Below are 24,351 nucleotides of genomic sequence, written 5' to 3'. Positions count from 1 at the left end.
ACCAGCGGGGCTGACGCCCCGGCGAAATTCCCCTCCCACCTACGTCGGAGGGAGTCCCCTTTCGCATTTAAGATGGAACAAGAGAGAGACTGTGCGCTTAAATATCAGACCAATATAGCAGGCCTATAACAGACTTATTCGTCGCCATATAACGGCCCCATCGTCAGCCCACTTCCCGATATTGTGTCTGTGCCCGGACTCTGGCTTGCATCCGGTTATTCATCACCTTGATCACGGCAAAGCGCGGCAGCGTCTTGCTGTTGGTCAGCACCAGTTCGTCGGTCAGGTTCAGGCAAACGCTCGCCTGATCGCCGGCTTCGATGACCATGAATTCCCCCCGACCGTGGGGCGTATCCATCCACACCAGGGATCCCATCTCTGGAATAACATGAGCCTGCTGTTCATGAAAGAACCAGCTTTGCGGCATCAGGGGTTTATAAAAACGGCTGACGGCGATGGCATTGAGGACCAGCTGGACCTGGTGGGGCGTACTCCAGTCGAGTTCAGCGGCCTTGTCCATCAACTGGTAATAGAGGGCGGCATCATCCACACAAAAAGGCTGGGTGGTGAAAGAACAGGGAACAAGTTGTCGACCTTTATATTCGGTGGCAAATATCATGCGATCGGACAAATCCAGCATCAGGCGATCATCCTGAGCGTCATAATGCCACTGCCAATTGTCATTGGGTTGAATACACATGGTGGTGCCCTTATCTAAGCCGTCCCTCGACTTTATTCCATGTCGAGAATTTGAGCAACGTTAAATAAGGGCAACCGGTTATTTTTTAAATATGGGTAACGATCTCTTTGACCAGACTCGGCCCTTTATAAATAAAGCCGCTGTAAATCTGGACAAGACTGGCACCCGCTGCCAGTTTTTCCCGAGCCGCCATGGCGCTGTCGATACCACCCACACCGATAATGGGCAGGGCGCCGTCGAGGGCCTTGGCCAGGTGGCGAATCACCTCGGTGCTCTTGTGCTGGAGCGGACGACCGCTGAGCCCGCCAGCCTCTGCGGCATGGGGCATGTCATATATCATCTCCCGCTCCAGAGTGGTATTGGTGGCGATGACACCGTCAATATGGTTCTTGATCAAAGAGGCGGCTACCTGATCTATTTCATCGAGTGACAGATCCGGGGCAATTTTCACGGCCAGCGGCACATACTTTTTATATTTCTCGGCCAGCTCCTGTTGACGCTGTTTCAATGCGGCCAGCAGTTCATCCAGTGCATCGCCATATTGCAATTGACGCAGACCCGGGGTGTTTGGCGAGGAAATATTGACCGCAATATAACCGGCGTGGTCATACACCTTGTCCATGCAGAGAAGGTAATCATCCTTGCCCTGCTCGATGGGGGTGTCCTTGTTCTTGCCGATATTGATGCCGATCACTCCCTGATATTTGGCCTCTTTCACCTTGGCCACTAGGTGATCGACTCCCTTGTTGTTGAATCCCATGCGATTGATGATCCCCTCGGCCGGGATCACCCGGAAGAGACGAGGCTTGTCATTGCCGCTCTGGGGTCTGGGGGTCACGGTACCGACCTCGATGAAACCGAACCCCATGGCGCCGAAGGCATCGATGCACTCCCCGTCTTTATCCAGACCGGCGGCCAACCCCACCGGATTGGCAAAATTAAGCCCCATGACGGTGACGGGGCGTTTGGGCAGAGAATGGCGGAAGAAACAATCAAGCGGGGTACCGAGAAGGCGGGGCAAATATTTGATGGAGAGATCGTGAGCCTGCTCCGGATTGAGTTTGAACAGGAAATGCCTGGCGAGTGGGTACAGCATGCTTGCTCCTTAAAAAAAGCCCCGGCAACTGGCCGGGGCTTTTGGGGTTATGCCGAGGTTCGGCAATTCAACTGGAGCAGGTTCAACTCTCGCAAGGCCACCGAGAACTTGGCGAACTCGTGCGTGCTCGTGGTCTTGAAGTCGGCCAACATGTGGGTCCAACGGGACAAGAGTTGCTCATGCTCCGAAATCCAGTCGGCCAGTATGGTAGCGCATTCCCCCTGCTCTTTGCACCCTTCCAGTACCACGGAGGTGAGGCTGCGTTGCTGCCAGTCCAGATCTTCGCGGAAGGAGGCCCGCGCCATCGCCTGCCAGTGGTTGCCCACCGGCTGATGGTTGATCTGTTCGAGGAACCAGTGCAGATCCAGCTTGGCACCCAGGCGGTAGTAGACGTTGGCAACCCGCAGGATGTCGGTCTTGTGCTCCGCGGCAATCTGCGCCAGATCCAGGCAGGAGAAGAGGCTGCTCATGTGGGCCACGCGACGGGCGATGGCCTCCGGCACCTGTTTCTCCATCAGGGCGGCGACCGCCTGGCTGTGTTCGGCCACTTCGCTCTCGTCCATTACCTCATAAAGGTGCTGACTCAGGGTCTCGAAGGCCGGGCGGAAGAAGGCGATGTTCTCGCCGATGCTCCAGCTGCGGTTGCGGGCGCGCAGGAACCAGCGGGTGGCGCGGCGTACGATGCGGCGGCTGTAGAACATCAGCTCGAGCTGGGTCTGGGCATCCACCCCGTTGTCACACCCTTCGATGTCACGCCACAGGGCGCCGAGGCCGAACACTTCCCGGGCCATGGCGAAGCAGCAGACCACTTCCGCCACCGAGGCACCGGTCTCGTCCTTCATCCGGCTGGCGAAGTTGAGCCCCATGTCGTTGACCAGCATGTTGGCCACCCGGGTCGCGATGATCTCGCCTCGCAGCGGGTGCTGGGCCAGGGCAGCGCCAAATTGCTGCTGCAACTGGGTCGGGAAACTGGTGACCAGCATGTTGGCGAGGAAGGGCTCTTCGGTTACTTCCGGGCAGTTGAGCTGCTCTTTGAGAACCATCTTGCCGTAAGCCACCAGCACCGCCAGCTCGGGTCGGGTCAGCCCCTGCCCTGCCGCCATCCGCTCGGAGAGCTCCTCGTCGGAGGGGAGGAACTCGAGCGCCCGGTCCAGCTTGCCTTCCCGCTCCAGCCCCTGGATGAAGCGCTGCTGCTCTTTCAGCTGCTCAGCACCACGGAAGGCGGTCACCGAGATGGATTGTGACTGGCGATAGGCGTTGGTGATGACCACCTGGGCCACCGCATCCGTCATATCGTAGAGCATCTGGTTGCGCTGCTTGAGAGTCAGATCCCCGGCGGCCACCAGTTGGTTGAGCAGGATCTTGATGTTGACCTCGTTGTCGGAGCAATCCACCCCGCCCACGTTGTCGGTGAAGTCGGTGTTGATGCGACCACCCTGGCTCGCGTACTCCACCCGGCCAAGCTGGGTGAAGCCAAGATTGCCACCCTCGCCCACGATGCGGGCACGCAGGTCACGACCATTGACCCGCAGCACGTCGTTGCTGCGATCCCCGACGTCGGCGTCGCTCTCGCGGGCGCTCTTCACATAGGTGCCGATGCCGCCGTTCCAGAGCAGGTCGACGTTCAGGCAGAGCAGCGCCTTGATCAGCTCGTTCGGGGCCATGCCGCTCTTGTCGGTGCCGAGCAGGGTCTGCATTTCCGGGCTCAGCTTGATGGACTTGGCAGAGCGCAGGAAGATGCCGCCCCCCTTGGAGATGAGCTCACGGTTGTAGTCATCCCAGCTGGAGCCGGGCAGCTCGAACAGGCGCTTGCGCTCGACGAAGCTCCCGGCCGCATCCGGGGTCGGGTCGACGAAGATGTGCATGTGGTTGAAGGCGCCCACCAGCTGGATGTGCTCGGAGAGCAGCATGCCGTTGCCGAACACGTCGCCGGCCATGTCACCTATCCCCACGCAGGTGAAGTCGGTGGTCTGGCAGTTGATGCCAATCTCACGGAAGTGGCGCTTGACCGATTCCCAGGCGCCGCGGGCGGTGATGCCCATCTTCTTGTGGTCATAGCCGACCGAGCCGCCGGAGGCAAACGCATCGCCGAGCCAGTGGCCGTACTCGAGGCTTATCTCGTTGGCGATGTCGGAGAAGGTGGCAGTGCCTTTGTCGGCGGCCACGACCAGGTAATAATCATCCTCGTCGTGACGCACCACGGATTTTGGCGGGATCACCTCGCCGCCAATGATGTTGTCGGTCACGTCGAGCAGGCCGCGGATGAACAGACGGTAGCAGGCCTTGCCCTCCTCCTGGATGACGGCACGGGGGGCGCCTGCCGGCATCTGCTTGCAATAGAAGCCGCCCTTGGCGCCCACCGGCACGATGACGGTGTTCTTCACCTGCTGGGCTTTCACCAGACCCAGCACTTCGGTGCGGAAGTCCTCCTTGCGATCGGACCAGCGCAGGCCGCCACGGGCCACCTTGCCCCAGCGCAGGTGTACCCCTTCCACTCGCGGGGAGTAGACGAAGATCTCGAACTTCGGCAGCGGCAGCGGCATGTCGGTGATGCTGGAGGGGGCCAGCTTGAAGGAGATATAGGGCTTGATGTTGCCCGCCTTGTCCAGCTGGTAGTAGTTGGTGCGCAGGGTGGCGTCGATCATCTCCACATAGCGGCGAATGATGCGATCGTCATCCAGGTTGGCGACCTGATCCAGCTTGGCCGTAAGCTCCTCGTGCAGCTTGGCCTGAACCTTGGTATCCTGCTTGATGGCCGGATCCAGGCGCTGTTCGAACAGAGTGAACAGCAGTTGGGCGATGTCCGGATAACGGGTCAGGGTCTCCTCGATATAGGACTGGCTGAAGGAGACGCCGGTCTGGCGCATGTATTTGGCATAGGCCCGCAGCACGGATACCTGACGACCGGTGAGGCCGGCACCCAGCACCAGACGGTTGAAGCCGTCATCTTCCAGGGTCTTGCTCCAGATGGCGGCGAAGGCCTGCTGGAAGCGCTGCTGGCTCTGCTCCAGATCGAACGGTTGCTCACCGCGCAACAGCATGGAGAAATCGAGGATCCAGAACACCTCGCCGGTGGGGGTCCGTACCTGATACGGGGTCTCGCCGATGACGCGCAGCCCCATGTTTTCCAGCATGGGCAGGACGTCGGAGAGGTGGATGGGTTCGCTTCGGTGGAACAGCTTGAGGCGTACCCGGCGATCGTTCTCCTCCTCCTGGGCGCGGTAGAACAGCATGCCAAGCGGCTCGGCCTCGCTCAATCCATCCAGGGCCATGATGTCCGCGACGGCAGAGCCCGGCAGCACATCTTCCTTGTAGGCACGGGGGAAGGCGGTGCTGAAACGGCGGCGCAGCTCGTTACCGCGGGCCTCGCCATAGTGGGAAAGCAGCACGGAATCCAGGCGGTCATCCCAGCTGCGGGCCGCTTCAATCAGGTTGTTCTGTACTTCGTTCACATCCACATCCACGTTGTTGTTGTTGACCCGCACTATGTAGTGGGTCCGTGCCAGCACGCCCTCGGTGAAGTAGACGTTGAACTCCACATCGATGCTGCTGCCAAAATATTTCTGCAAAATCTGCTGGGTCTTGACCCGCAGCGCCGTGTTGTAGCGCTCCTTGGTGACATAGACCATGCAGGAGAAGAAGCGGCCGTAGACGTCGCGGCGCACGAACAGGCGCAGCATGTCCCGCTCCTGCATCTCCAGCACCCCGAGACCGGTGGCCAGCAGCTCCTCTTCACGGGCCTGGATCAGCTCGTCGCGCGGGTAGGTTTCCAGCACGTTCAGCAACGCCTTGTAGGCATGGGAGCCCGACTCAAAGCCGGAGGCGGCCATGATGCGCTCGAGGCGGTGGCTGATGAGGGGGATCTGGGTCGCACTGGTGTTGTAGATGGAGGAGGCATAAAGGCCGATGAAGCGATCCTCTCCCACCACCTTGCCGTGCTCGTCGAAACGCTTGATGCCGATGTAGTCCACATAGGCCGGACGATGTACCCGGGACTTGCTGTTGGACTTGGTGAGGATCAGCAAGTTGGAACTGAGGGCCGCGTGACGGGCGCTGGCGGGCATGATGCCGAGGCGCTGGCCTTCGTCCTTGATGGAGTTCTTCATCAGCCCCAGGCTGGACTCGGGCTGCGGCAGGATCTCGTGATCCCCCTCCACCGCCTTGACGTCGTAGCGACGATAACCCATCAGGGTGAAGTTGTGGGCGGCCACCCATTTGAGGAAGGCGACGCAGGAGTCCACCTCGGCCTGGCTGACCGGGTTCTTGCGTTTGGGCAGCTCCTCGATGATCTCGTTCAGGCGCGCCAGCATGGGCTGCCAGTCTCCCACCGCCAGGGCCACTTCCCGCGCGACCGAGTTGAGCTCGGCAGTCAGGGCGTCCATCTCCTCTTCACCGGTCAGGTGATCGATTTCGATGAGAAAGGCGGTTTCCACCGAGGTCTGCTCTGCGGTGTTGTCCAGATCCAGGATGGCGCCAATCTTGCCGCCTTCGCCGCGGATCAGGTGCAGCGGCTGGTGAAGCATCATGTGGGCGGTGATATTGAGACGCTTGAGCGCCATGCGGATGGAGTCCACCAGGAAGGGGGAATCCTGCAGGATGATCTCGACGATGGTATGAGGAGACTGCCATCCGTGGCGGGTCAGCTCGGGGTTGTAGACCCGGATATAGGGCTCGATGCCGGTACGGTGGTTGAGGGCATTCCACAGACTGAGGGCGGCGCCATAGAGATCGCTGTCATTGCGGTCATGCAGATCAGTGCTGGCCATGTTGCCGTAGAACTTGGCAACGAAACATTCGACCAGGGAGGCACTGTTTTTCGGCAATTTCTGGTGGATCAGACTGAGAACGTTTTCGAGCAGAACGGATGTAGGGGCGTCTTTCAATGCCATTGCTAGTTTCCTTATCGGACGACATCACAGACACGGCGACATCCACCCAGGATGCGCGCCGGTACAGAGTTGCAGCGAAGTGTAATGGCTTGGATCAAGGAAGGCGAGCAAAGGTGATAACGGGATGTTAAAAACAAGGGACAGATCACGGCTTGGGTTGTGATAAATTTTGCCAAGTTGGCAAAATTCAGAAAATCGCACTGGATGCCGCGCCATTTACCGGATAGATAGTGACTTAAAGCAGATATTTACCCGGATTGATGTTCAAGTTTTGTTAATTTATGCGTTCCAGGGAAATGAAGCGATGATCGTCCTGGGTTTTCAGTCGAAAGTAGCCGTGAACGCCTCTCTCCGACACAAAACGCCGGATTTTCTCCAACCCCAGCTCCAGGGTCAGACCCTGCTCGGTACGTACCACCAGGCGGTTCACCTGCCCCTGGTACATCAACATGATCTCGTCGCGGCCAAGGGAGAGCCGAAAAGTGTATTGCCTCATGTCACCTCCTGGTCATCCATGAAAAACGGGCAGGAGAGCCAGACTCCCCTGCCCGCCGTCGTGACGCTTATTGTGCCAGCGCCTTGCTCACCTTCTCGAACAGATCCCGCGCCAGCCCGTCCAGGTTGGCCAGGCGGGTCAGCTCGGCGCGAACCAGCGCCTTGCGCCCCTCATCGAGCCGCTTGAACTGGATAAGCGGGGTGATGAGGCGGGACGCCACCTGGGGATTGACCTCGTTGAGCTCGATCAAGAGATCGGTCAGGAAGCGATAGCCGCTGCCATCGGCGGCGTGGAACTGCACCTGGTTGTTCATGGCGAAGCTGCCGATGAGCGCCCGCAGCCGGTTCGGGTTGCGGATGCTGAAGGTCGGGTGCGCCATCGCCTGCTTCACGTCATCGAGCACATCCTTGGCCGGCTTGGCGCCCACCAGCCGCAGCCAGTTGTCCAGTACCAGGCCATCATGGGCCCACTTGCCTTCGAAGTCGGCCAAAAGCGCGGCGCGGCACGGCAGCAGATGGCTGTTGGCCACCTGGAGTGCAGCCAGGGTGTCGGTCATGTTGTCGGCGGCCCCGTACTGCTCGCGCACCAGGGTATCGGCCTTCGCGGCATCCAGCGCCGCCAGATAACCCAGCACCACGCCCTTGAGGGCCCGTTTGGCCATGTCGGCATGGACCACCTGATAAGCCGGCAGACGCAGGCTCTCGTAGCACGCCAGCAGGCGGTCGCCGAAGGCGTGGGCCAATGCGGTCTGGATCCCGTTGCGCACCTGGTGGATGGCGTCGATATCGGCCACCTCGAACAGCTCGGCCAGGGTCGCCTCTCCCGGCAGGGCCAGGATCTCTGCCTTGAGGGCGGGATCCAGTGCAGCCTCGTCCAGAATGGCAACAAAGGCCGCCAGCAGGGTGTGGGAGAGTTCAACCCTCTGCCCGTGCTGGACCCGCGCCACCCCGTCGATCACCGCCTTGTTGATCAGCATCTGCGCCGCATCCCAGCGGGCAAACTCGTTGCGGGCATGGCGCATCAGGAAGGCCAGGGCCTCGTCGCTATAGTCATAGTGCAGCTTGACCGGGGCGGAGAAGTCCCGCAGCAGGGAGGGTACCGGTCTGACCGGCACCCGATCGAATTCGAAAGTCTGCTGTGCTTCCAGCACGTCCAGCACATTGCCGATGGCCTTGCCCTGGTATTGCAGCGGGATGACGGCACCCTGTGCATCGTAGAGCTCGATGTCGAGGGGGATATGCAGCGGCAGCTTTTGTGGCTGATCCTGGGTCGGCGGGGTGTGCTGGCTCACGTGCAGACGATAAACACCACTCGTGGCATCGTACTCGTCGGTCACGGTGAGCTCGGGGGTGCCGGACTGGCTGTACCAGCGGCGGAAGCGAACGAGATCCACCCCGGAGGCATCCTCCATCGCCTGCACGAAGTCGTCGCAGGTGGCGGCAGAGCCGTCGTGACGCTCGAAGTAGAGGCGCATGCCCGCCAGGAAGGCGTCCTCCCCCAGCAGGGTGTGCATCATGCGGATCACTTCAGAGCCCTTCTCGTAGACGGTCAGGGTGTAGAAGTTGTTCATCTCGATCACCACATCCGGGCGGATGGGGTGGGCCATGGGGCCGGCATCTTCGGCAAACTGCGGACCGCGCACGGTGCGCACGTTGTTGATCCGGTTGACGCCGCGCGACCCCAGATCGGAGGAGAACTCCTGATCCCGGAACACCGTCAGCCCCTCTTTGAGGCTTAACTGGAACCAGTCGCGGCAGGTGACGCGGTTGCCGGTCCAGTTGTGGAAATATTCGTGACCGATCACCCGCTCGATGCCGTGGTAGTCCGCATCGGTGGCAGTGGCCGGGTTGGCCAGCACGAACTTGGAGTTGAAGATGTTGAGCCCCTTGTTCTCCATGGCCCCCATGTTGAAGAAGTCCACCGCCACGATCATGTAGATGTCGAGATCGTATTCGAGGCCAAAGCGCTGTTCATCCCAGCGCATGGAGTGGATGAGGCTCTCCATGGCGAAACCGGTGCGGTCCAGGTTGCCCTTGTCCACGAAGATTTCCAGCGCCACATCGCGACCACTCCGGGTGGTGTAGTGATTGCGCTCCACATCGAAGTCCCCCGCCACCAAGGCGAAGAGGTAGCTCGGCTTGGGGAAGGGATCCTGCCACTGCACGAAGTGGCGACCGTCGTCCAGATCGCCGCTCGCGACCTTGTTGCCGTTGGAGAGCAGATAGGGGTACTTGGCCTTGTCGGCGGTGATACGGGTACTGTAACGGGCCAGGATGTCTGGCCTGTCCATGTAATAGGTGATACGACGAAAGCCCTCAGCCTCGCACTGGGTGCAATAGGCATCGCCGGATTTGTAGAGCCCCTCCAGCGCCGTGTTGGCGGCGGGATCAATGTTGGTGACCACGGTCAGCACGCACTCGGCCGGCAGGTTGAACAGGGTCAGGCTGCTCTCTCCCTGCTCGTATTGCTGATAGGGCACGCCATCCACACTGACGCTGACAAGGTCAAGCCCCTCGCCGTCCAGCACCAGGGGTTCGTTGTGATCGCCGCTGCGACGCAAACGGGAGATGGCGGTGACCCGGGTCAGGGGCTCTTGCAACTGAAAATCGAGATCCAGACTGTCACACCAATAGAGGGGAGCCTGGTAATCCTGGCGATATTTGGCCGTCATGGCCTGAGGTTGTTCAGTCATTATTGTGTGCTTCCACGCTTTGTTATTGACGTGTCAGAGGCTGTCACAAGGCTCGGACAGGGTCAAATAGTTTGCATTCAGGCAAAAGAAAGGGCGACCAGAGTCGCCCTTGTCATTTCGTTGCCAGCATCAGCTATTCTTGCTGAGGGTGGCCAGATCCGCCGTGATGTTGGCCGCTTCCACCTGGTATTCGTCAGGTGCCTCGAAATCGGTCGGCAGTTCATCCAGGCTCTTCACCGTCGGCTTGCCAAGACGGGTCAGCCGCTCATTGGCTCGCGCCAGCGCCTTCTCGTCCTGTTTGGCCTGTTCAGCCAGCCGCTCGGCTTCGTTCAGGGAGACCGACTTCTTGTCCTTGTCCGCCTGATACTCCTTGATGTCCTGCAGCACATAGGCAAATTCCGGATCCTTGGTGATCCGTGCCTCGTGGGCCGCTTTCAGCTTGGGCAGCAGGCTGGAGAAGTCCCCCAGTCGCTCGTAGCTGGCCGAGGCAATCTTGTCCCAGGGCAAGGCGTTGAACTCGCGGCTCTCCCCCGTCTCCCCCGGCGCTACCGCAGTCGGGAAGGCGATATCGGGTGCAACTCCCTTGTTCTGGGTGCTGCCGCCATCGATACGGTAGAACTTGGCGATGGTGTACTGCACGTGACCCAGCGGCTGCTCGTAGAAGTCATAGACCTTGGCGAGGCTGCGATGCTGCTGCACCGTCCCCTTGCCGAACGAGTTTTCGCCGAGGATCAGCGCACGACCATAGTCCTGCATGGCGGCAGCGAAGATCTCGGAGGCCGAGGCGCTGTAGCGGTCGATCATCACCGACATGGGGCCACCGTAGTAGACATTGCCGTCGTCGTCGCCATTGACGGTGATGCGACCCATGTGATCACGGATCTGCACCACGGGGCCGCTGGCAAAGAAGAGACCGCTCAGGGCGGAAGCTTCCGTCAGGGCACCGCCACCGTTGCCGCGCAGATCGACGATGAGGCCGTCGATCTTCTGCTTGTTGAGGCTGGAGATCTCCTTGATCACGTCGTCGTGCAGGTTGACGTAGAAGCTCGGGATCTCGAGCACGCCGATCTTCTTGCCCTCGGCGGTGATCACCTTGGACTTGGCGGCTCTGTCTTCCAGACGCACCTTGTCACGCACCAGCTCCACCAGCTCGGTCTTGGCGGTCGCGCCCTTGCCGCGCTGGATCTCCAGCTTCACCTTGCTGCCCTTGGGCCCCTTGATGAGCTCGACCACGTCGTCAAGACGCCAGCCAATGACATCCACGATCTTACCGTCGTCCTGCCCCACACCGGTGATCTTGTCATCGGGTTTCAGGTGATTGGACTTGGCCGCCGGGCCGCCTGGCACCAGGGAGCGGATGACGGTAAAGTCATCTTCCGCCTGCAGCACGGCCCCAATCCCTTCCAGCGAGAGGTTCATCTCGGTGTTGAACCGATCGGCGCTGCGCGGAGACAGATAGCTGGTGTGCGGTTCGATGGCGCGGGCGAAGGAGTTCATGAAGAGCTGGAACACGTCCTCGCTCTCGGTCTGGGACATCCGCTTGATGGCGTTGTTGTAACGCTTGCCAAGCAGCTCCTTGATCTCGGGCCACTCCTTGCCGCTGAGCTTGAGGCTCAGGGCATCGAACTTGACCCGCTGACGCCACAGCTCGTTGAGCTCGGCTTCATCCTTGGGCCAGGGAGCCCCTTCCCGATCGAAGACGTAATTGTCTTTCTGGGTAAAATCGAAGGGAGTGTCGAGCAGTTTGAGGGCGTATTCGAACCGCTCGTACCGCCGCTGCTGACTCAGGTTGAACATCTCGTAGGCCGGAGCCAGTCGCCCTCGCTCGAGGTCGGTGTCAAAACCGGTACGATATTTCTCAAAACGGCTGATGTCAGAGGCCAGAAACAGGTTGCGGCTGTAGTCCAGATTCTCCAGATACTTGTCAAAGATCACGGAGGAAAAGGCGTCGTCCAGCTTGAACTGTTTGTAGTGGGAGCGGGTAAACAGATTGGCAATTCGCTTGCTGGCCGTAGCATGTTGGCTCTCTTGAGCCAACACAGGCAAATCACTTTCCTTGAGCACCGGCTCGATGGCCTGTGCGAGCCCGGCAAGCGCCAGGCTACAGGCAACGAGTGAAAAACGAATCACGCCATGCTTCAACATTCGTCTCCTTAGAGAACCAGATGCTCGAACTTGACCCGCAACATCATGCCGGTCTGCAATTGAACCTGTACGTCATCCTTGGTCACTTCCTTGATGGTCGCAGGCACAGGGGACTTGCCCAGCACGACGCGCACGCCCTGCTCGACTTTCAGGGTAGCGGCATCCACTTTCACCAGCGGCGCATCGGCGACCGGTGCAGCCTTGGGAGCAGGGGCGGACTTGGGCTTGTCGGAGCGGGGAGCGTCAGCCTTGCGCGGCGCGTTGCGACGCGGCTGCTTGGGCTTGTCTTCCTTCTCCTTGGTGTTGGTGCGGCGGCTGGCAAAGACACGTTCCTTGCTCTCCTTGAGCGCCTGTTTGGCATGCTCGATGTGCTCTTCGGTGAGCAGCTCGCCCGGGTTGCCGTCCAGATCGACACGGGCCTGGCCAGCCTTGAGGCCATGCAGGTAACGCCAGCTGGAGGTGTATTGACGCAGAGCAGAGCGCAGCATGGTCTTGGAGACTCTCTCGTCATCAGCAAGACGCGCGGCCAGATCCTGGAAGATGCCAATCTTGAGTGGCTTGGCCTCTCCTTCAGCGATGAAGCAGGCCGGGAATTTCTCGACCAGGTAGGCGACGATCTCTTTACTGTTCTTCAGCTTTTCAGTGTTTTCCATGTATAACCTTGGCTTTCATATAGACGCACGGGCATGCCCGAACACAACAAAGGCCCCATTATAGAGAGCTTGGGACCTTTTGCGAACCATCTAGCAATGACTTAGAGCATGCTTTCCAAAATTTGCACCGTTTCTTCGAGGCCAATCCGGTCCTGCTCGTCAAAGCGGTTAAAGATTGGACTGTCGATGTCCAGCACCCCGATGATCTCCCCGCCACGGCGCAGCGGGATCACGATTTCCGAGTTGCTGGCACCGTCGCACGCAATGTGCCCCGCGAACTGGTGCACGTCGTCCACCAGCTGGGTCTTGCCCTCGGCAACCGCAGTGCCACAGACGCCGCGCCCGACCGGGATGCGCACACAGGCCGGCTTGCCCTGGAACGGGCCGAGCACCAGGGTCTCGCCCTGCAGCAGGTAGAAACCAACCCAGTTGATGTCAGCCAGTTCCTGATTGAGCAGGGCAGACAGGTTTGCCAGGGTGGCGATCATGTCGGGTTCGCCCTCTAGCAATGCCTGGGCCTGCTGGTTGAGCGTGCGATAAAATGCTTGTTTTTCAATCATGATTAAATGAACTTCACTCTTTGATAATCAATGCAAGGTACCGTCCTGCCTGAAAATTTCAAATCAATTTTCATTTATCCCCCCTCCTGGGGCCCGATGAGAGTCCGTTCAACGTGCCGCGCCCAACGTCAGTTGATGGCGCTGGCCATTGCTCCACTCGATGGTCAAGAGCCAGTCCATCGCCTCTGCCGTACAACTTCCCACCTGGGTCACCCCTCGCCACCCCGCATCGCTGGCTTCAAACAGCACGGGGATGAGCCCCATGAACATCTCCTTGCCCTCGAGCCAGGCCTTGACCGGCGTAATGGCCGGCACACCCCCTTGAAGGCGCAGGACAAAGTCATGTTCAGGGCGGATCGGCAAGCCATCGATGCTGACCGTCAGCGGGCGATCCCCGACGATGAGGCGGCAGGGGCTGTGGGACAGATCACAAATCTGAACATTGGAGCCCTCTGCATGGTCGCTTCCTGTGCCTGAAAACCAGGTTCGATAGGCCATCAGGGAGAGCAAAATGACCAGCACCATGGACAGGTGGACGATTTTGCGTGAAGTGAGTCTCTCTTTCATGAAAAAACAGCTCTGTAAGGTACGTAGAAAATGTAATTTTCGTGATCTGGCTCAAGGTAAAAACTGGCGGACATGAGACCCGCTGGAGCCAAATATATCACTGTTTGTACTGTTATTTTACCGGTCATTTCAGTATCATTCTCAATGGATTTTCATTTAACCACCTTTTGCTTTTCCTTTTATTAACAGATGTTAACGAGGGGATTTTGCAAAACCGGGGTGAAAATGGCCCAGGACACCGGGCAACACTAACAACAGCATCGGAAGCGGAATACAACGATGAGCCATACAACAAACCACCCTGAGTACAACTACACCGTTGTGCGCCAGTTCACCGTCATGACGATTGTCTGGGGTATCGTCGGCATGTCGGTGGGTGTATTGATTGCAGCCCAGTTGATCTGGCCTGCCCTCAACTTCGACACCCCCTGGCTGACGTACAGCCGTCTGCGTCCCCTGCATACCAATGCGGTCATCTTCGCATTTGGTTGCAGCGCCCTGATGGCCACCTCCTTCTACGTGGTGCAACGCACCTGTCAGGTCCGGCTGTTTGGTGGTCCCCTCGCCTCCTTCGTGTTCTGGGGCTGGCAGGCGATCATTCTGTCTGCAGCCATCTCGCTGCCGCTGGGGTACACCACCTCCAAAGAGTACGCCGAGCTGGAGTGGCCCATCGACATCGCCATCGCCGTGGTCTGGGTGAGCTATGCCATCGTCTTCTTCGGCACCTTGGTCAAGCGCACCACCTCCCACATCTATGTGGCGAACTGGTTCTTCGGTGCCTTCATCATCACGGTGGCCGTACTGCACATCGTCAACAACATGGAAGTGCCGCTCTCCGGCATGAAGTCCTACTCCATGTACTCCGGTGCCATGGATGCCATGGTGCAGTGGTGGTATGGCCACAACGCAGTGGGCTTCCTGCTGACAGCGGGCTTCCTTGGCATGATGTACTATTTCGTGCCCAAGCAGGCGGGTCGCCCCGTCTACTCCTACCGCCTCTCCATCGTGCACTTCTGGGCGCTGATCTCCCTCTATATCTGGGCCGGTCCGCACCACCTGCACTATACCGCCCTGCCTGACTGGGCCCAGTCGCTGGGCATGGTGATGTCCCTCATCCTGTTCGTGCCCTCCTGGGGCGGCATGATCAACGGCATCATGACCCTCTCGGGTGCCTGGCACAAGCTGCGTTATGACCCCATCCTGCGCTTCCTGATCGTCTCCCTGTCGTTCTACGGCATGTCGACCTTCGAAGGCCCCATGATGGCGATCAAGACCGTCAACGCCCTCTCCCACTACACCGACTGGACTATCGGTCACGTTCACTCCGGTGCCCTGGGCTGGGTTGCCATGGTGTCCATCGGTGCCGTCTACCACCTGATCCCGAACCTGTTCGGGCAGGGGCGCATGTACAGCATCAAGCTCATCAACGTCCACTTCTGGCTGGCCACCGTGGGCACCGTGCTCTATATCGTCGCCATGTGGATTTCCGGTGTGATGCAGGGTCTGATGTGGCGTGCGGTCAACGACGACGGCACCCTGACCTACAGCTTCGTGGAGGCGCTGCAAGCTTCCTATCCCTTCTACTTCGTGCGCTTCCTGGGTGGCTGCTTCTTCGTCACCGGCATGCTGCTGATGGCCTACAACGCCTATCGCACCGTCACTGCGCCCAAGGGTTCTCTGGAACCCGTCGCACAGCCAGCCTGATTTGAAGGGGTTTAAAGCATGAGCAACAACAACCGTCACGAGATTTTTGAAAAAAGCGTCCCCATGCTGGTCATTGGCATCATCTTCGCCATCAGCCTGGGGGGCCTGGTGGAAATCACCCCCCTGTTCTTCCAGAAGCAGACCAACGAGCCGGTGGAGGGCCTCAAGCCCTACACCGCCCTGCAGATGGAAGGACGCGACATCTACATCCGCGAAGGCTGCACCGTCTGCCACAGCCAGATGATCCGCCCGTTCCGCGCCGAGACCGAACGCTACGGCCACTACTCGGTTGCCGGCGAGAGCGTGTGGGAGCACCCCTTCCTATGGGGCTCCAAGCGTACCGGCCCGGATCTGGCCCGGGTCGGCGGCCGCTACTCCGATGACTGGCATCGCGCCCACCTCATCAACCCGCGCGACGTAGTGCCCGAGTCCAACATGCCGGCCTTCCCCTGGCTCGAGACCAATGTGCTGAGCGGCGAGCTGACCGGCAAGAAGCTGGCTCTGTTCCGGGATCACTTCGGCGTGCCCTATACCGATGCCGACATCGCCGGTGCCGGTGAGGCCGTCAAGGGCAAGACCGAGCTGGATGCGCTGATCGCCTATCTGCAATCACTGGGCCATGCCCTGAAATAAGGAGTCGGGATATGGATTACGGCACATTTCGCGGCCTGTACACCCTGCTGCTGATGGTCATCATGATTGGCATCATCGTCTGGGCCTACAGCAAGCGCCGCAAGGCTTCTTTCGACGAGGCCGCCAACCTGGTTTTTGCCGATGACGAGCAACCCAGTGCTGATAACAAGAACGCAGGAGCGAAGCAATAATGAGCACTCTGTTTAGCATTTTTGTGACCGTCATAAGCCTTGGCACCATTCTCGGCTGCTTCCTGCTGCTGGCCTGGTGCATGAAGGACAAGATGGGGGCCGAAGAGGGCAAACCCATGGGTCACACCTTCGACGGCATCGAGGAGATCAACAATCCCCTGCCGAAGTGGTGGTCCTATATGTTCCTCTTCTTCATCGTCACCGGGCTCATCTACCTGCTCGCCTTCCCGGGCCTTGGCAACTTCAAGGGTCTGCTGGGCTGGCAGAGCTCCAACCAGGATGTACGTTCCCTGGCCGAGTCCAAGGCAGCGGCGGCTTCCGCCAAGGCCGAAGGACGCGCGGTGGAATACGATCGGGAACTTGCCAAGGCCGACGAGATCTACGGCGCCAAGTTCCGCGAGCTGACCTATCAGGCTGACGGCAAGAGCTACAAGGAGATCACCGAGATCGCCAAGGATCCGGAAGCCCTGAAGGTGGGTCAGCGCCTGTTCCTGCAAAACTGTTCCCAGTGTCATGGCTCCGATGCCCGCGGTGGCCGCGGTTTCCCGAACCTGACCGACAGCGAATGGCAGTGGGGCGGCGCACCCGACCAGATCAAGACCACCATCATGGGCGGTCGTCAGGGGATCATGGCCGCTTGGGGCGAGATCCTGGGTCAGGACGGGGTGAAGGAGGTGGCCTCCTATGTGCTGAGCCTCTCCGGTCGCAAGGTTGATCTGGTGGAAGCCAAGAAAGGGGAAGCACGCTTTGCCATGTGCGCCGCCTGCCACGGCCCGGATGCCAAGGGCGGCATCGCCTTCGGCGCCCCCGACTTGACCAACAACATCTGGCTCTATGGCGGCTCCCGTCAGGTGGTCGAACAGACCATCACCCACGGTCGTCACGGCGTGATGCCGGCCTGGAAGGACATTCTGGGGGAAGACAAGGTACATCTGCTCGCCTCCTACGTTTACAGCTTGTCCCACAACGATCGGCAAAATCAGCAGTAACATGTGATAAGCACGTGATTAATCAGCAAAAAGCCTCGACTCTTCGAGGCTTTTTGTTATCTTGTGTTGGCTGAATTACCGCCATTTCGTTAACCATTTGTTTCGGTAGCATCATGACCCAACCCTGGTATCGCCAATTCTGGCCCTGGTTCATCATCGCCCTCCCCTGCGCCGCCGTGGTAGGCAGCATCGCCACCGCCATCATTGCCAGCAAGGATGGGGTCAACCTGGTAGCGGAGGACTACTACAAGCAGGGCAAGGAGATTAATCAGGATCTCAGCAAGTTCGATCGCGCCGAGGCGCTCGGCATCCGTATCGCCCTCAATGTCAGCGACAAGGAGCTGACGTTAAATCCACTGTCCGGGGATTTCCCCCTCGGGCAGGCACTGCACCTCTCCCTGTTTCATCCCACGTTGGCGGGCCTGGACAGCGAACATCTGCTGACGGCCGATGGCAAGGGAGTCTATCGCCTGATGCTGGACAAGCCCCTCACCGGCAAGTGGCACGTGCGGGTCGATGCCTTCAACCATGAATGGCGCCTCCAGGAGACGGCACAACTGCCGACTCAGGCAGCGATTGAGCTCGATCCCAAGGGACGTTGAATCACGAAGGCAGGGTGATCGGCACGCCGGTCAGCCACCCTTCTCCCCGACCCGGCCTGCTGGGCTGCATCAAAGAGGGATGATCACCATGACCGGCTGTTTTCACTGTGGTGAACCGGTTCCCACTGGCAGTAACTTTACTCTCGAGATCAAAGGCATCGTTCAGCCGATGTGTTGCCCTGGCTGTCAGGCCGTGGCACAGACCATTCTCGAATGCGGCCTCGCCAGTTATTACGAACACCGCACCGCTCCCGGCATCAAGGGGGAACTGGTGCCCGAAGAGCTCGCCGCCCTCACCCACTACGATCTGGCGGAGGTGCAGCAGGAGTTCGTCACCGACACCGGTACGGGTCGCGAAACTACGCGCGAGATCCAACTGACGGTGGAAGGTTTGACCTGCGCCGCCTGTGCCTGGCTCATCGAGCGGCACCTGATGACCCTGCGCGGTCTGCGTTACATCAACGTCAATACCACCACCCATCGCGCCCGCATCAAGTGGGATCCGGCCCAGCTCTCTTTGAGCGACATTCTCAAGGGCTTTGCCAGGGTCGGCTATCGCGCCTATCCCTTCCAGACTCATCAGCAGGAAGCGCTCTACGCCAAAGAGGTGCGCAGCTACATGTTCCGCATGGCGCTGGCCGGCCTTGGCTCCATGCAGGTGATGATGTGCGCCGTAGCACTCTACATGGACCTCTTCATCAGCGTGGAAGAGGAGTTCATGATCTACTTCAAGTGGATAAGCCTTCTGCTCTCCACCCCCATCATGATCTACTCGGCCCAGCCTTTTTACGTGGGGGCATGGCGCAGCCTGAAGCAGGGGCACCTCTCCATGGATGTTTCGGTGTCGCTGGCACTGATCGGCGCCTTCGTCGCCTCCATCTGGGCCACGGTCTTCAACACGGGTGAGGTCTATTACGACTCCATCACCATGTTCGTCTTTTTCCTGCTGTTGGGCCGTCTGCTGGAACTGCGAGCGAGGCGCAAGGCGTCGGAGTCGAGCTCCAACCTGGCGCGCCTGGTACCCATCATGGCAACCCGCATCGATGATGACGGCGAACACGAGGTGGCCGCCAAGACGCTGCGAGTCGGAGACAGGGTGCGGGTACTCGCGGGGGCCACCCTGCCGGCAGACGGCATCGTCACCCTGGGCCAGGCCAGCCTCAACGAATCCATGCTGACTGGCGAACAGTTGCCTCTGCTCAAACAGGCCGGAGATCCCGTCTATGCAGGCACCATCAACACCGATGCCCCCCTGGAGATCCGGGTCAGCCATTCCATTGAAGAGTCGCGCCTGGCCCAGATCATGCGCCTGCAGGATCATGCTCTGGACGACAAGCCCGCCATCGCCCAGCTGGCGGACGTGCTGTCGCGCCACTTTATCCTGGTGCTCCTGATCATTGCGGCCGGGGTCTGGACCTTCTGGCATTTTCATGAGCCCGAGCGGGCCTTCTGGGTCACCCTGGCGGTGCTGGTGGCGACCTGCCCCTGCGCCCTCTCGCTGGCCACCCCGACCGCACTGACCTCGGCCACTGCCAACCTGACCCGCAGCGGCATCCTACTGCGCCGCGGCCACGTGCTGGACATTCTGACCCGGGCCAACCGCATCGTGATGGACAAGACGGGGACCCTGACCACGGGCAACATCAGCCTGGTGAGCACCCAGCCCCTCGGCGAGCTCGACGCAGCCCGCTGCCTCGCCCTCGCCCAGGCCCTGGAGACCTATTCCGAGCATCCCATCGCCCGTGCGTTTCGAAGCAAACCACTGGCGGACGGGGTGCCGCTCGCCGCCAGCGACGTCACCCCCGTCATCGGCCACGGCGTGCAGGGAGTAATTGAGGGCAAGCATTACCGCATCGGCAGTGCACGCTGGCTCGAACTGGCGCAAGAAGAGAATGCCGCTCAAGGGCTGACCATCTATCTGGCCGATGAACACGGACTGCTGGCCCGTTTCATCCTGGCCGACACGCTGCGCCCCGATGCCGGTGCACTGATCCAGGCCTTCAAGGAGGCAGGCCTGCAAACCACCATTCTCACCGGCGACGGTTCGGACCAGGCGGACATGCTGGCCCGCGAGCTGGGGGTCGATGAGCTGGTAAAAGGGGTCACCCCGGACGGCAAGCTGGCCTATCTCAAGGCCCGGGAAGCGGCCGGGGATATCAGCATCATGGTGGGAGATGGCATCAACGACGCCCCTGTGCTGGCCGGCGCCCACGCGTCCTTTGCCATGGCGGGGGGCACGGATCTGGCCAAGAACAGTGCCGACGCCATCCTGCTGGCCGACGATCTCTCCCGTCTGCTGGCCGCCCGGGCCCTGGCCCTGCGAACTCGCAAGATCATCAAGGAGAACTTTGCCTGGTCCATCGGCTACAACCTGCTTGTGCTGCCGCTGGCTGCAAGTGGCTGGCTCCCCCCTTATCTGGCGGCTGCTGGCATGTCCCTGAGCTCCCTCATCGTGGTCACCAACTCCATGCGGCTCAACCGGTGAGCAGCCATCTGGCATCCTCCCGGGTGGCGGCACCTCTTGCCTCGCCGGGTTATCATCCCCCTTTCACCACAGGGTCCACGCCATGAACATTATCTTCGTCCTCATCCCCATCGCCATCCTGTTCGTTGTCATTGCCGGCGCCGTCTTCTTCTGGGCCATCCGCTCCGAGCAGTTCGAGGATCTCGACAGGCAGGGCTCCAACATCCTGTTTGACGAGGAGCAGCGCCCCTTGCCCCCCTCTGAACAACAAGCAGAACAGGAAAACAGGCCCCATGACCAGCAGCCTTGACCTCATGGGCGCCCTGCTGGTCGGGCTTGCCGGTGCCGGCCACTGTATCGGCATGTGTGGCGGCGTGTCCGCAGCGCTCTCCATGGCCATACCTGCCGAGAAGCAGCATTTTTGGGGCAGGCTCGGTTATCTGCTCAACTACAACCTGGGGCGCATCCTGAGCTATGTGCTGGCGGGCGCGCTGGTGGGCGGCTTGCTCGCCACCACCACGGAGATAGGCGCTGGCAAACACGCCCTGGCAGGGCTTCGCCTCATCGCCGCCCTGCTGATGATAGCGCTCGGCCTCTACTTGGCTGGCTGGTGGCATGGCGTCTTGCTGCTCGAGCGCATCGGTGCGAAGTTCTGGCCTCTCATCAAGCCGCTGGCAGGCAGGTTTCTCCCGTTTACATCAGCCAGGCAGGCCCTCCCCTTTGGCATGATATGGGGCTGGCTCCCTTGCGGCCTCGTCTACTCCATGCTGACCTGGAGCGCTGCCGCAGGCTCCGCGAGTGGCGGGGCACTCATCATGCTCTTTTTCGGCCTCGGCACCCTGCCGACCCTGTTTGCGCTAGGGGGGCTGGCAGACCGATTGCGCTACTGGCTCACCCTGCGCAGCCTGCGCCTTGGGGGCGCCTTGCTGCTTATTGCCTACGGGATCCACACCCTCTGGATCGGGATGGCGTCCTTTTGAAACCCTATCCAAAACGGATGAGATGGTGGTAAACTTGTTTGATATAAATCAATTATTCATTTGAGCCTATGATCCCGGACAAGAAACCTGGCAGACGTATTCAGAGCGGTGGCTGTGCAATTCATTGCCAGGATTGCAGCATCAGCCAGCTCTGCATCCCCTTCACCCTGAACGATAACGAGCTCGATCAGCTCGACAGCATCATCGAGCGCAAAAAGCCGTTCCAGAAGGGTGAAGAGTTGTTCAAGGCCGGCGATGAGCTCAAGTCGCTCTATGCCATACGTTCCGGGACCATCAAGTCATACACCATCACCGAACAGGGTGACGAACAGATCACCGCCTTCCACCTCGCCGGTGATCTGGTCGGTTTCGACGCCATCCACAAGCAGGCCCACCCCTCCTTCGCCCAGGCGCTGGAAACCGCCATGGTGTGCGAAATACCGTTCGATGTGCTCGACGACCTCTCTGGCAAGATGCCCAAACTGCGCCAGCAGATCATGCGGCTGATGAGCAACGAGATCATGGGCGACCAGGAGATGATACTGCTGCTCTCCAAAAAGAACGCCGAAGAGCGCCTCGCTGCCTTCCTGCACAATCTCTCGGTTCGTTTCTCCGAGCGCGGCTTCTCCGCCAAGGAGTTCCGCCTCTCCATGACCCGTGGAGACATCGGCAACTACCTCGGTCTCACCGTCGAGACCATCAGCCGCCTGCTGGGCCGTTTCCAGAAATCCGGTCTCATCAGCGTCAAAGGCAAATACATTACTGTACTGGACAACGTTGCCTTGGGCGTCATGGCCGGAGCCACTCGTCCTCCCTGCGGTTAATCCCCGTTTATTCCCTTTTTTGCCGGATCGGATCACCCTGAAATTTGATCCGGCACACCTTCCCGTCTCCCCCCTTGGACTAAGCTGTAATAGCTAAAGAGTTGCCATCATTGGCCTTTTTGCCAAGGAGGAGAACATGGTCAAGTACCGAAACATTCTGGTGGTGATCAATCCCGAGGAGGAGCGCCAGATCGCGCTCGAGCGCGCGGTCAAGGTCGCCGAGCTGGATGAGGGCGCCCAGCTGACCCTGCTCCTGACGATTTACGACTTCTCTTACGAGATGACCGCCATGCTCTCGGCAGACGAGCGGGAAGAGATGCGCCATGGTGTCATCGCCCAGCGTCGGGAGTGGCTCGACGAGATCCTAACTCCCTATCGGGCCAGAGGGCTGGAATGCGAAGTGAAAGTGCTTTGGCACAACCGTCCCTTCGAGTGCGTCATTCAGGAAGTGCTGGAACAGCGTCACGATCTGGTCGTCAAGGCGACTCACAAACACTCCTTCCTGCAAACCTTCATCTTCACCCCCACCGACTGGCACCTGCTGCGCAAATGCCCCTGTCCGGTTCTGCTGGTAAAAGAAGGGCACTGGCAACGGGGGGGCAACCTGATTGCCGCCATCAACTGCTCGAGCGATGACAAGGAGCAGAAGGTGCTTAACGAGCGGATCACCCGCGAGGGGATCGCCATCGCCGAGCTGCTTGGTGCCAGTCTCTATCTGGTCAACACCTACCCGGGCACCCCGGTCAATGTCGCCATCGAACTGCCAGAGTTCGATCCCAACGCCTACAACGATGCCATTCGCAAACACCATGAAGATCTGCTGCGGGAACATGCCGATCAATTCGGCATCAACCACATGTGGACCAAGGTGGCGGAAGGCTTGCCGGAGGAGGTGCTGCCGGACATGGCGGACGATCTGAATGCCACCCTGATGATCATGGGATGCGTCGGCCGTACCGGCCTCTCTGCCGCCCTGCTTGGCAACACCGCCGAGCACGTGGTGGACAGGCTCAACTGCGACATTCTCATCCTCAAACCCGACGATTACAGCTGCCCTGTGGATGACAGGCGTCATCCTGCATAAGCGTTTCTTGCCCTCCCCCGGGACATGGCTATAATAAGCCGCTTATTTTTGTCCCGGGTTTGAGGCCATGCTAGAAGAGCTTAACGCCAAAGAGAAATACAGTTTCAACAAGCTGCAGAAACGTCTGCGGCGCAACGTGGGCCAGGCCATCGCCGACTTCAACATGATTGAAGAGGGTGACAAGATCATGGTCTGCCTGTCTGGCGGCAAGGACAGCTTTGCCATGCTCGACATCCTGATGAGCCTGAAGGCCAGCGCCCCCATCCATTTCGATCTGGTGGCCGTCAACCTGGATCAGAAGCAACCCGGCTTCCCCGAGCACGTGCTGCCCGAATACCTGAGCACTCTCGGCATCGACTTCAAGATCGTGGAAGAAGATACCTATTCCATCGTCAAGGAGAAGGTACCGGAGGGCAAGACTACCTGCGCGCTCTGCTCCCGCCTGCGCCGCGGCATTCTGTATCGCACCGCCCAGGAGCTGGGCTGTACCAAGATCGCCCTTGGCCATCACCGTGACGACATCCTCGAGACCCTGTTCCTCAACATGTTTTACGGTGGCAAGCTCAAATCCATGCCCCCCAAGCTGGTGAGCGACGATGGCAAGAACGTGGTGATCCGCCCCCTGGCCTACTGCAAGGAGAAAGATCTGGTGCGCTATGCCGAGGTCAAGGCCTTCCCCATCATCCCCTGCAACCTGTGCGGCTCCCAGGAGAACCTGCAGCGCCAGGCCATCAAGCAGATGATGCAGGAGTGGGATCGCCGCTTCCCAGGCCGTCTCGAGACCATGTTCACCGCCATTCAGGACGTGATCCCGAGCCACCTGCTCGATCACCAGCTGTTTGACTTCAAGAGCATCAATCGCGACTCCGGCATCATCGACGGTGGCGACAAGGCATTTGATCCGCCCGAGCTGCCCAAGGCGCCGCTGCTGGACATCGACGAGATGGACATGCTGGACGTGATTGAGGTGCGCTAAGCCCCGTCACCCACAAAAAAGGAGCGCCAGGCGCTAATGCCAGTCAGTTAAGCCTGACTGGCATTGTTTTTACTAGGTTTTCTCGTCGCATACTTCTGTGGTTTGG

General features: G+C 59.8%; 21 protein-coding genes. 12 read left to right on the top strand and 9 right to left on the bottom strand.

The annotated features are described in order from the left end of the window. Window positions 1-163: 163 nt before the first annotated feature. From PG892_RS16220 to PG892_RS16180, 9 genes are all read right to left on the bottom strand, one after another. The gene (locus PG892_RS16220; RefSeq protein WP_041211431.1) at window positions 164-700 is read right to left on the bottom strand and encodes a cell division protein ZapC; all 537 of its coding nucleotides are present in this window, start codon (window positions 698-700) and stop codon (window positions 164-166) included. A gap of 85 nt (window positions 701-785) precedes the next feature. Further along, on the bottom strand, window positions 786-1,796 hold the full coding sequence (gene pyrD / locus PG892_RS16215) for a quinone-dependent dihydroorotate dehydrogenase (protein ID WP_223916546.1): 1,011 nt from the start codon (window positions 1,794-1,796) through the stop codon (window positions 786-788). 47 nt (window positions 1,797-1,843) lie between these two features. Continuing rightward, on the bottom strand, window positions 1,844-6,685 hold the full coding sequence (locus tag PG892_RS16210; RefSeq protein ID WP_052814623.1) for an NAD-glutamate dehydrogenase: 4,842 nt from the start codon (window positions 6,683-6,685) through the stop codon (window positions 1,844-1,846). A gap of 274 nt (window positions 6,686-6,959) precedes the next feature. Next, the gene (locus PG892_RS16205) at window positions 6,960-7,181 is read right to left on the bottom strand and encodes a DUF2835 family protein (RefSeq protein WP_052814624.1); all 222 of its coding nucleotides are present in this window, start codon (window positions 7,179-7,181) and stop codon (window positions 6,960-6,962) included. A 67-nt stretch (window positions 7,182-7,248) separates the two neighbouring features. Further along, entirely contained in the window at window positions 7,249-9,873 is a 2,625-nt protein-coding gene (gene pepN, locus PG892_RS16200; protein WP_052814625.1) for an aminopeptidase N, read from the bottom strand. 129 nt (window positions 9,874-10,002) lie between these two features. Next, window positions 10,003-12,018 (bottom strand): carboxy terminal-processing peptidase, encoded by a 2,016-nt coding sequence (prc, locus tag PG892_RS16195; RefSeq protein ID WP_052814626.1) that lies wholly within the window; start codon window positions 12,016-12,018, stop codon window positions 10,003-10,005. 8 nt (window positions 12,019-12,026) lie between these two features. Beyond that, on the bottom strand, window positions 12,027-12,671 hold the full coding sequence (proQ, locus tag PG892_RS16190; protein ID WP_010674770.1) for an RNA chaperone ProQ: 645 nt from the start codon (window positions 12,669-12,671) through the stop codon (window positions 12,027-12,029). A gap of 101 nt (window positions 12,672-12,772) precedes the next feature. Next, the gene (locus PG892_RS16185) at window positions 12,773-13,231 is read right to left on the bottom strand and encodes a GAF domain-containing protein (protein ID WP_010674771.1); all 459 of its coding nucleotides are present in this window, start codon (window positions 13,229-13,231) and stop codon (window positions 12,773-12,775) included. Window positions 13,232-13,339: 108 nt separating this feature from the next. Next, window positions 13,340-13,798, bottom strand: coding sequence for a hypothetical protein (locus PG892_RS16180; protein ID WP_010674772.1), 459 nt, complete (start codon window positions 13,796-13,798; stop codon window positions 13,340-13,342). 41 nt (window positions 13,799-13,839) lie between these two features. On the opposite strand from PG892_RS16180, the gene PG892_RS16175 reads away from it, so the two are divergent. The 12 genes from PG892_RS16175 to ttcA all read left to right on the top strand — a co-directional run bounded on the left by PG892_RS16175 (window position 13,840) and on the right by ttcA (window position 24,245). After that, window positions 13,840-14,103 (top strand): hypothetical protein, encoded by a 264-nt coding sequence (locus PG892_RS16175; protein WP_125117269.1) that lies wholly within the window; start codon window positions 13,840-13,842, stop codon window positions 14,101-14,103. Then, on the top strand, window positions 14,078-15,502 hold the full coding sequence (ccoN, locus tag PG892_RS16170) for a cytochrome-c oxidase, cbb3-type subunit I (protein ID WP_010674773.1): 1,425 nt from the start codon (window positions 14,078-14,080) through the stop codon (window positions 15,500-15,502). The genes PG892_RS16175 and ccoN overlap by 26 nt, the downstream gene beginning before the upstream one ends. An 18-nt stretch (window positions 15,503-15,520) precedes the next feature. Then, window positions 15,521-16,135, top strand: coding sequence for a cytochrome-c oxidase, cbb3-type subunit II (ccoO, locus tag PG892_RS16165; protein ID WP_010674774.1), 615 nt, complete (start codon window positions 15,521-15,523; stop codon window positions 16,133-16,135). Between the two features lie 11 nt (window positions 16,136-16,146). Continuing rightward, a complete protein-coding gene (locus tag PG892_RS16160; RefSeq protein WP_010674775.1) occupies window positions 16,147-16,326 on the top strand; it encodes a CcoQ/FixQ family Cbb3-type cytochrome c oxidase assembly chaperone in 180 nt (59 codons plus the stop codon). Beyond that, the gene (ccoP, locus tag PG892_RS16155) at window positions 16,326-17,315 is read left to right on the top strand and encodes a cytochrome-c oxidase, cbb3-type subunit III (RefSeq protein WP_010674776.1); all 990 of its coding nucleotides are present in this window, start codon (window positions 16,326-16,328) and stop codon (window positions 17,313-17,315) included. The genes PG892_RS16160 and ccoP overlap by 1 nt, the downstream gene beginning before the upstream one ends. A gap of 113 nt (window positions 17,316-17,428) precedes the next feature. Then, complete coding sequence (locus PG892_RS16150; RefSeq protein WP_010674777.1) at window positions 17,429-17,917, top strand: FixH family protein; 489 nt, start codon at window positions 17,429-17,431, stop codon at window positions 17,915-17,917. An 88-nt stretch (window positions 17,918-18,005) separates the two neighbouring features. Next, window positions 18,006-20,402: a heavy metal translocating P-type ATPase gene (locus PG892_RS16145; protein WP_029314548.1), complete on the top strand. Its 2,397-nt coding sequence runs from the start codon at window positions 18,006-18,008 to the stop codon at window positions 20,400-20,402. Between the two features lie 82 nt (window positions 20,403-20,484). Then, the gene (ccoS, locus tag PG892_RS16140; RefSeq protein ID WP_041211434.1) at window positions 20,485-20,691 is read left to right on the top strand and encodes a cbb3-type cytochrome oxidase assembly protein CcoS; all 207 of its coding nucleotides are present in this window, start codon (window positions 20,485-20,487) and stop codon (window positions 20,689-20,691) included. Then, entirely contained in the window at window positions 20,675-21,361 is a 687-nt protein-coding gene (locus PG892_RS16135) for a sulfite exporter TauE/SafE family protein (protein ID WP_010674780.1), read from the top strand. Before ccoS ends, PG892_RS16135 begins: the two co-directional genes overlap by 17 nt. 68 nt (window positions 21,362-21,429) lie before the next feature. Further along, a complete protein-coding gene (locus tag PG892_RS16130; protein WP_010674781.1) occupies window positions 21,430-22,185 on the top strand; it encodes an FNR family transcription factor in 756 nt (251 codons plus the stop codon). Between the two features lie 136 nt (window positions 22,186-22,321). Next, entirely contained in the window at window positions 22,322-23,269 is a 948-nt protein-coding gene (gene uspE / locus PG892_RS16125) for a universal stress protein UspE (RefSeq protein WP_039040780.1), read from the top strand. A 67-nt stretch (window positions 23,270-23,336) separates the two neighbouring features. Continuing rightward, the gene (ttcA, locus tag PG892_RS16120) at window positions 23,337-24,245 is read left to right on the top strand and encodes a tRNA 2-thiocytidine(32) synthetase TtcA (protein ID WP_010674783.1); all 909 of its coding nucleotides are present in this window, start codon (window positions 23,337-23,339) and stop codon (window positions 24,243-24,245) included. Window positions 24,246-24,351 lie beyond the last annotated feature (106 nt).

The organism is Aeromonas sp. QDB68, from assembly GCF_027707405.1.
GTDB classification, from domain to species: domain Bacteria; phylum Pseudomonadota; class Gammaproteobacteria; order Enterobacterales; family Aeromonadaceae; genus Aeromonas; species Aeromonas caviae.
Note: the sequence above shows the minus strand (reverse complement) of the source record. Positions and strands in the feature narration are given on the sequence as shown.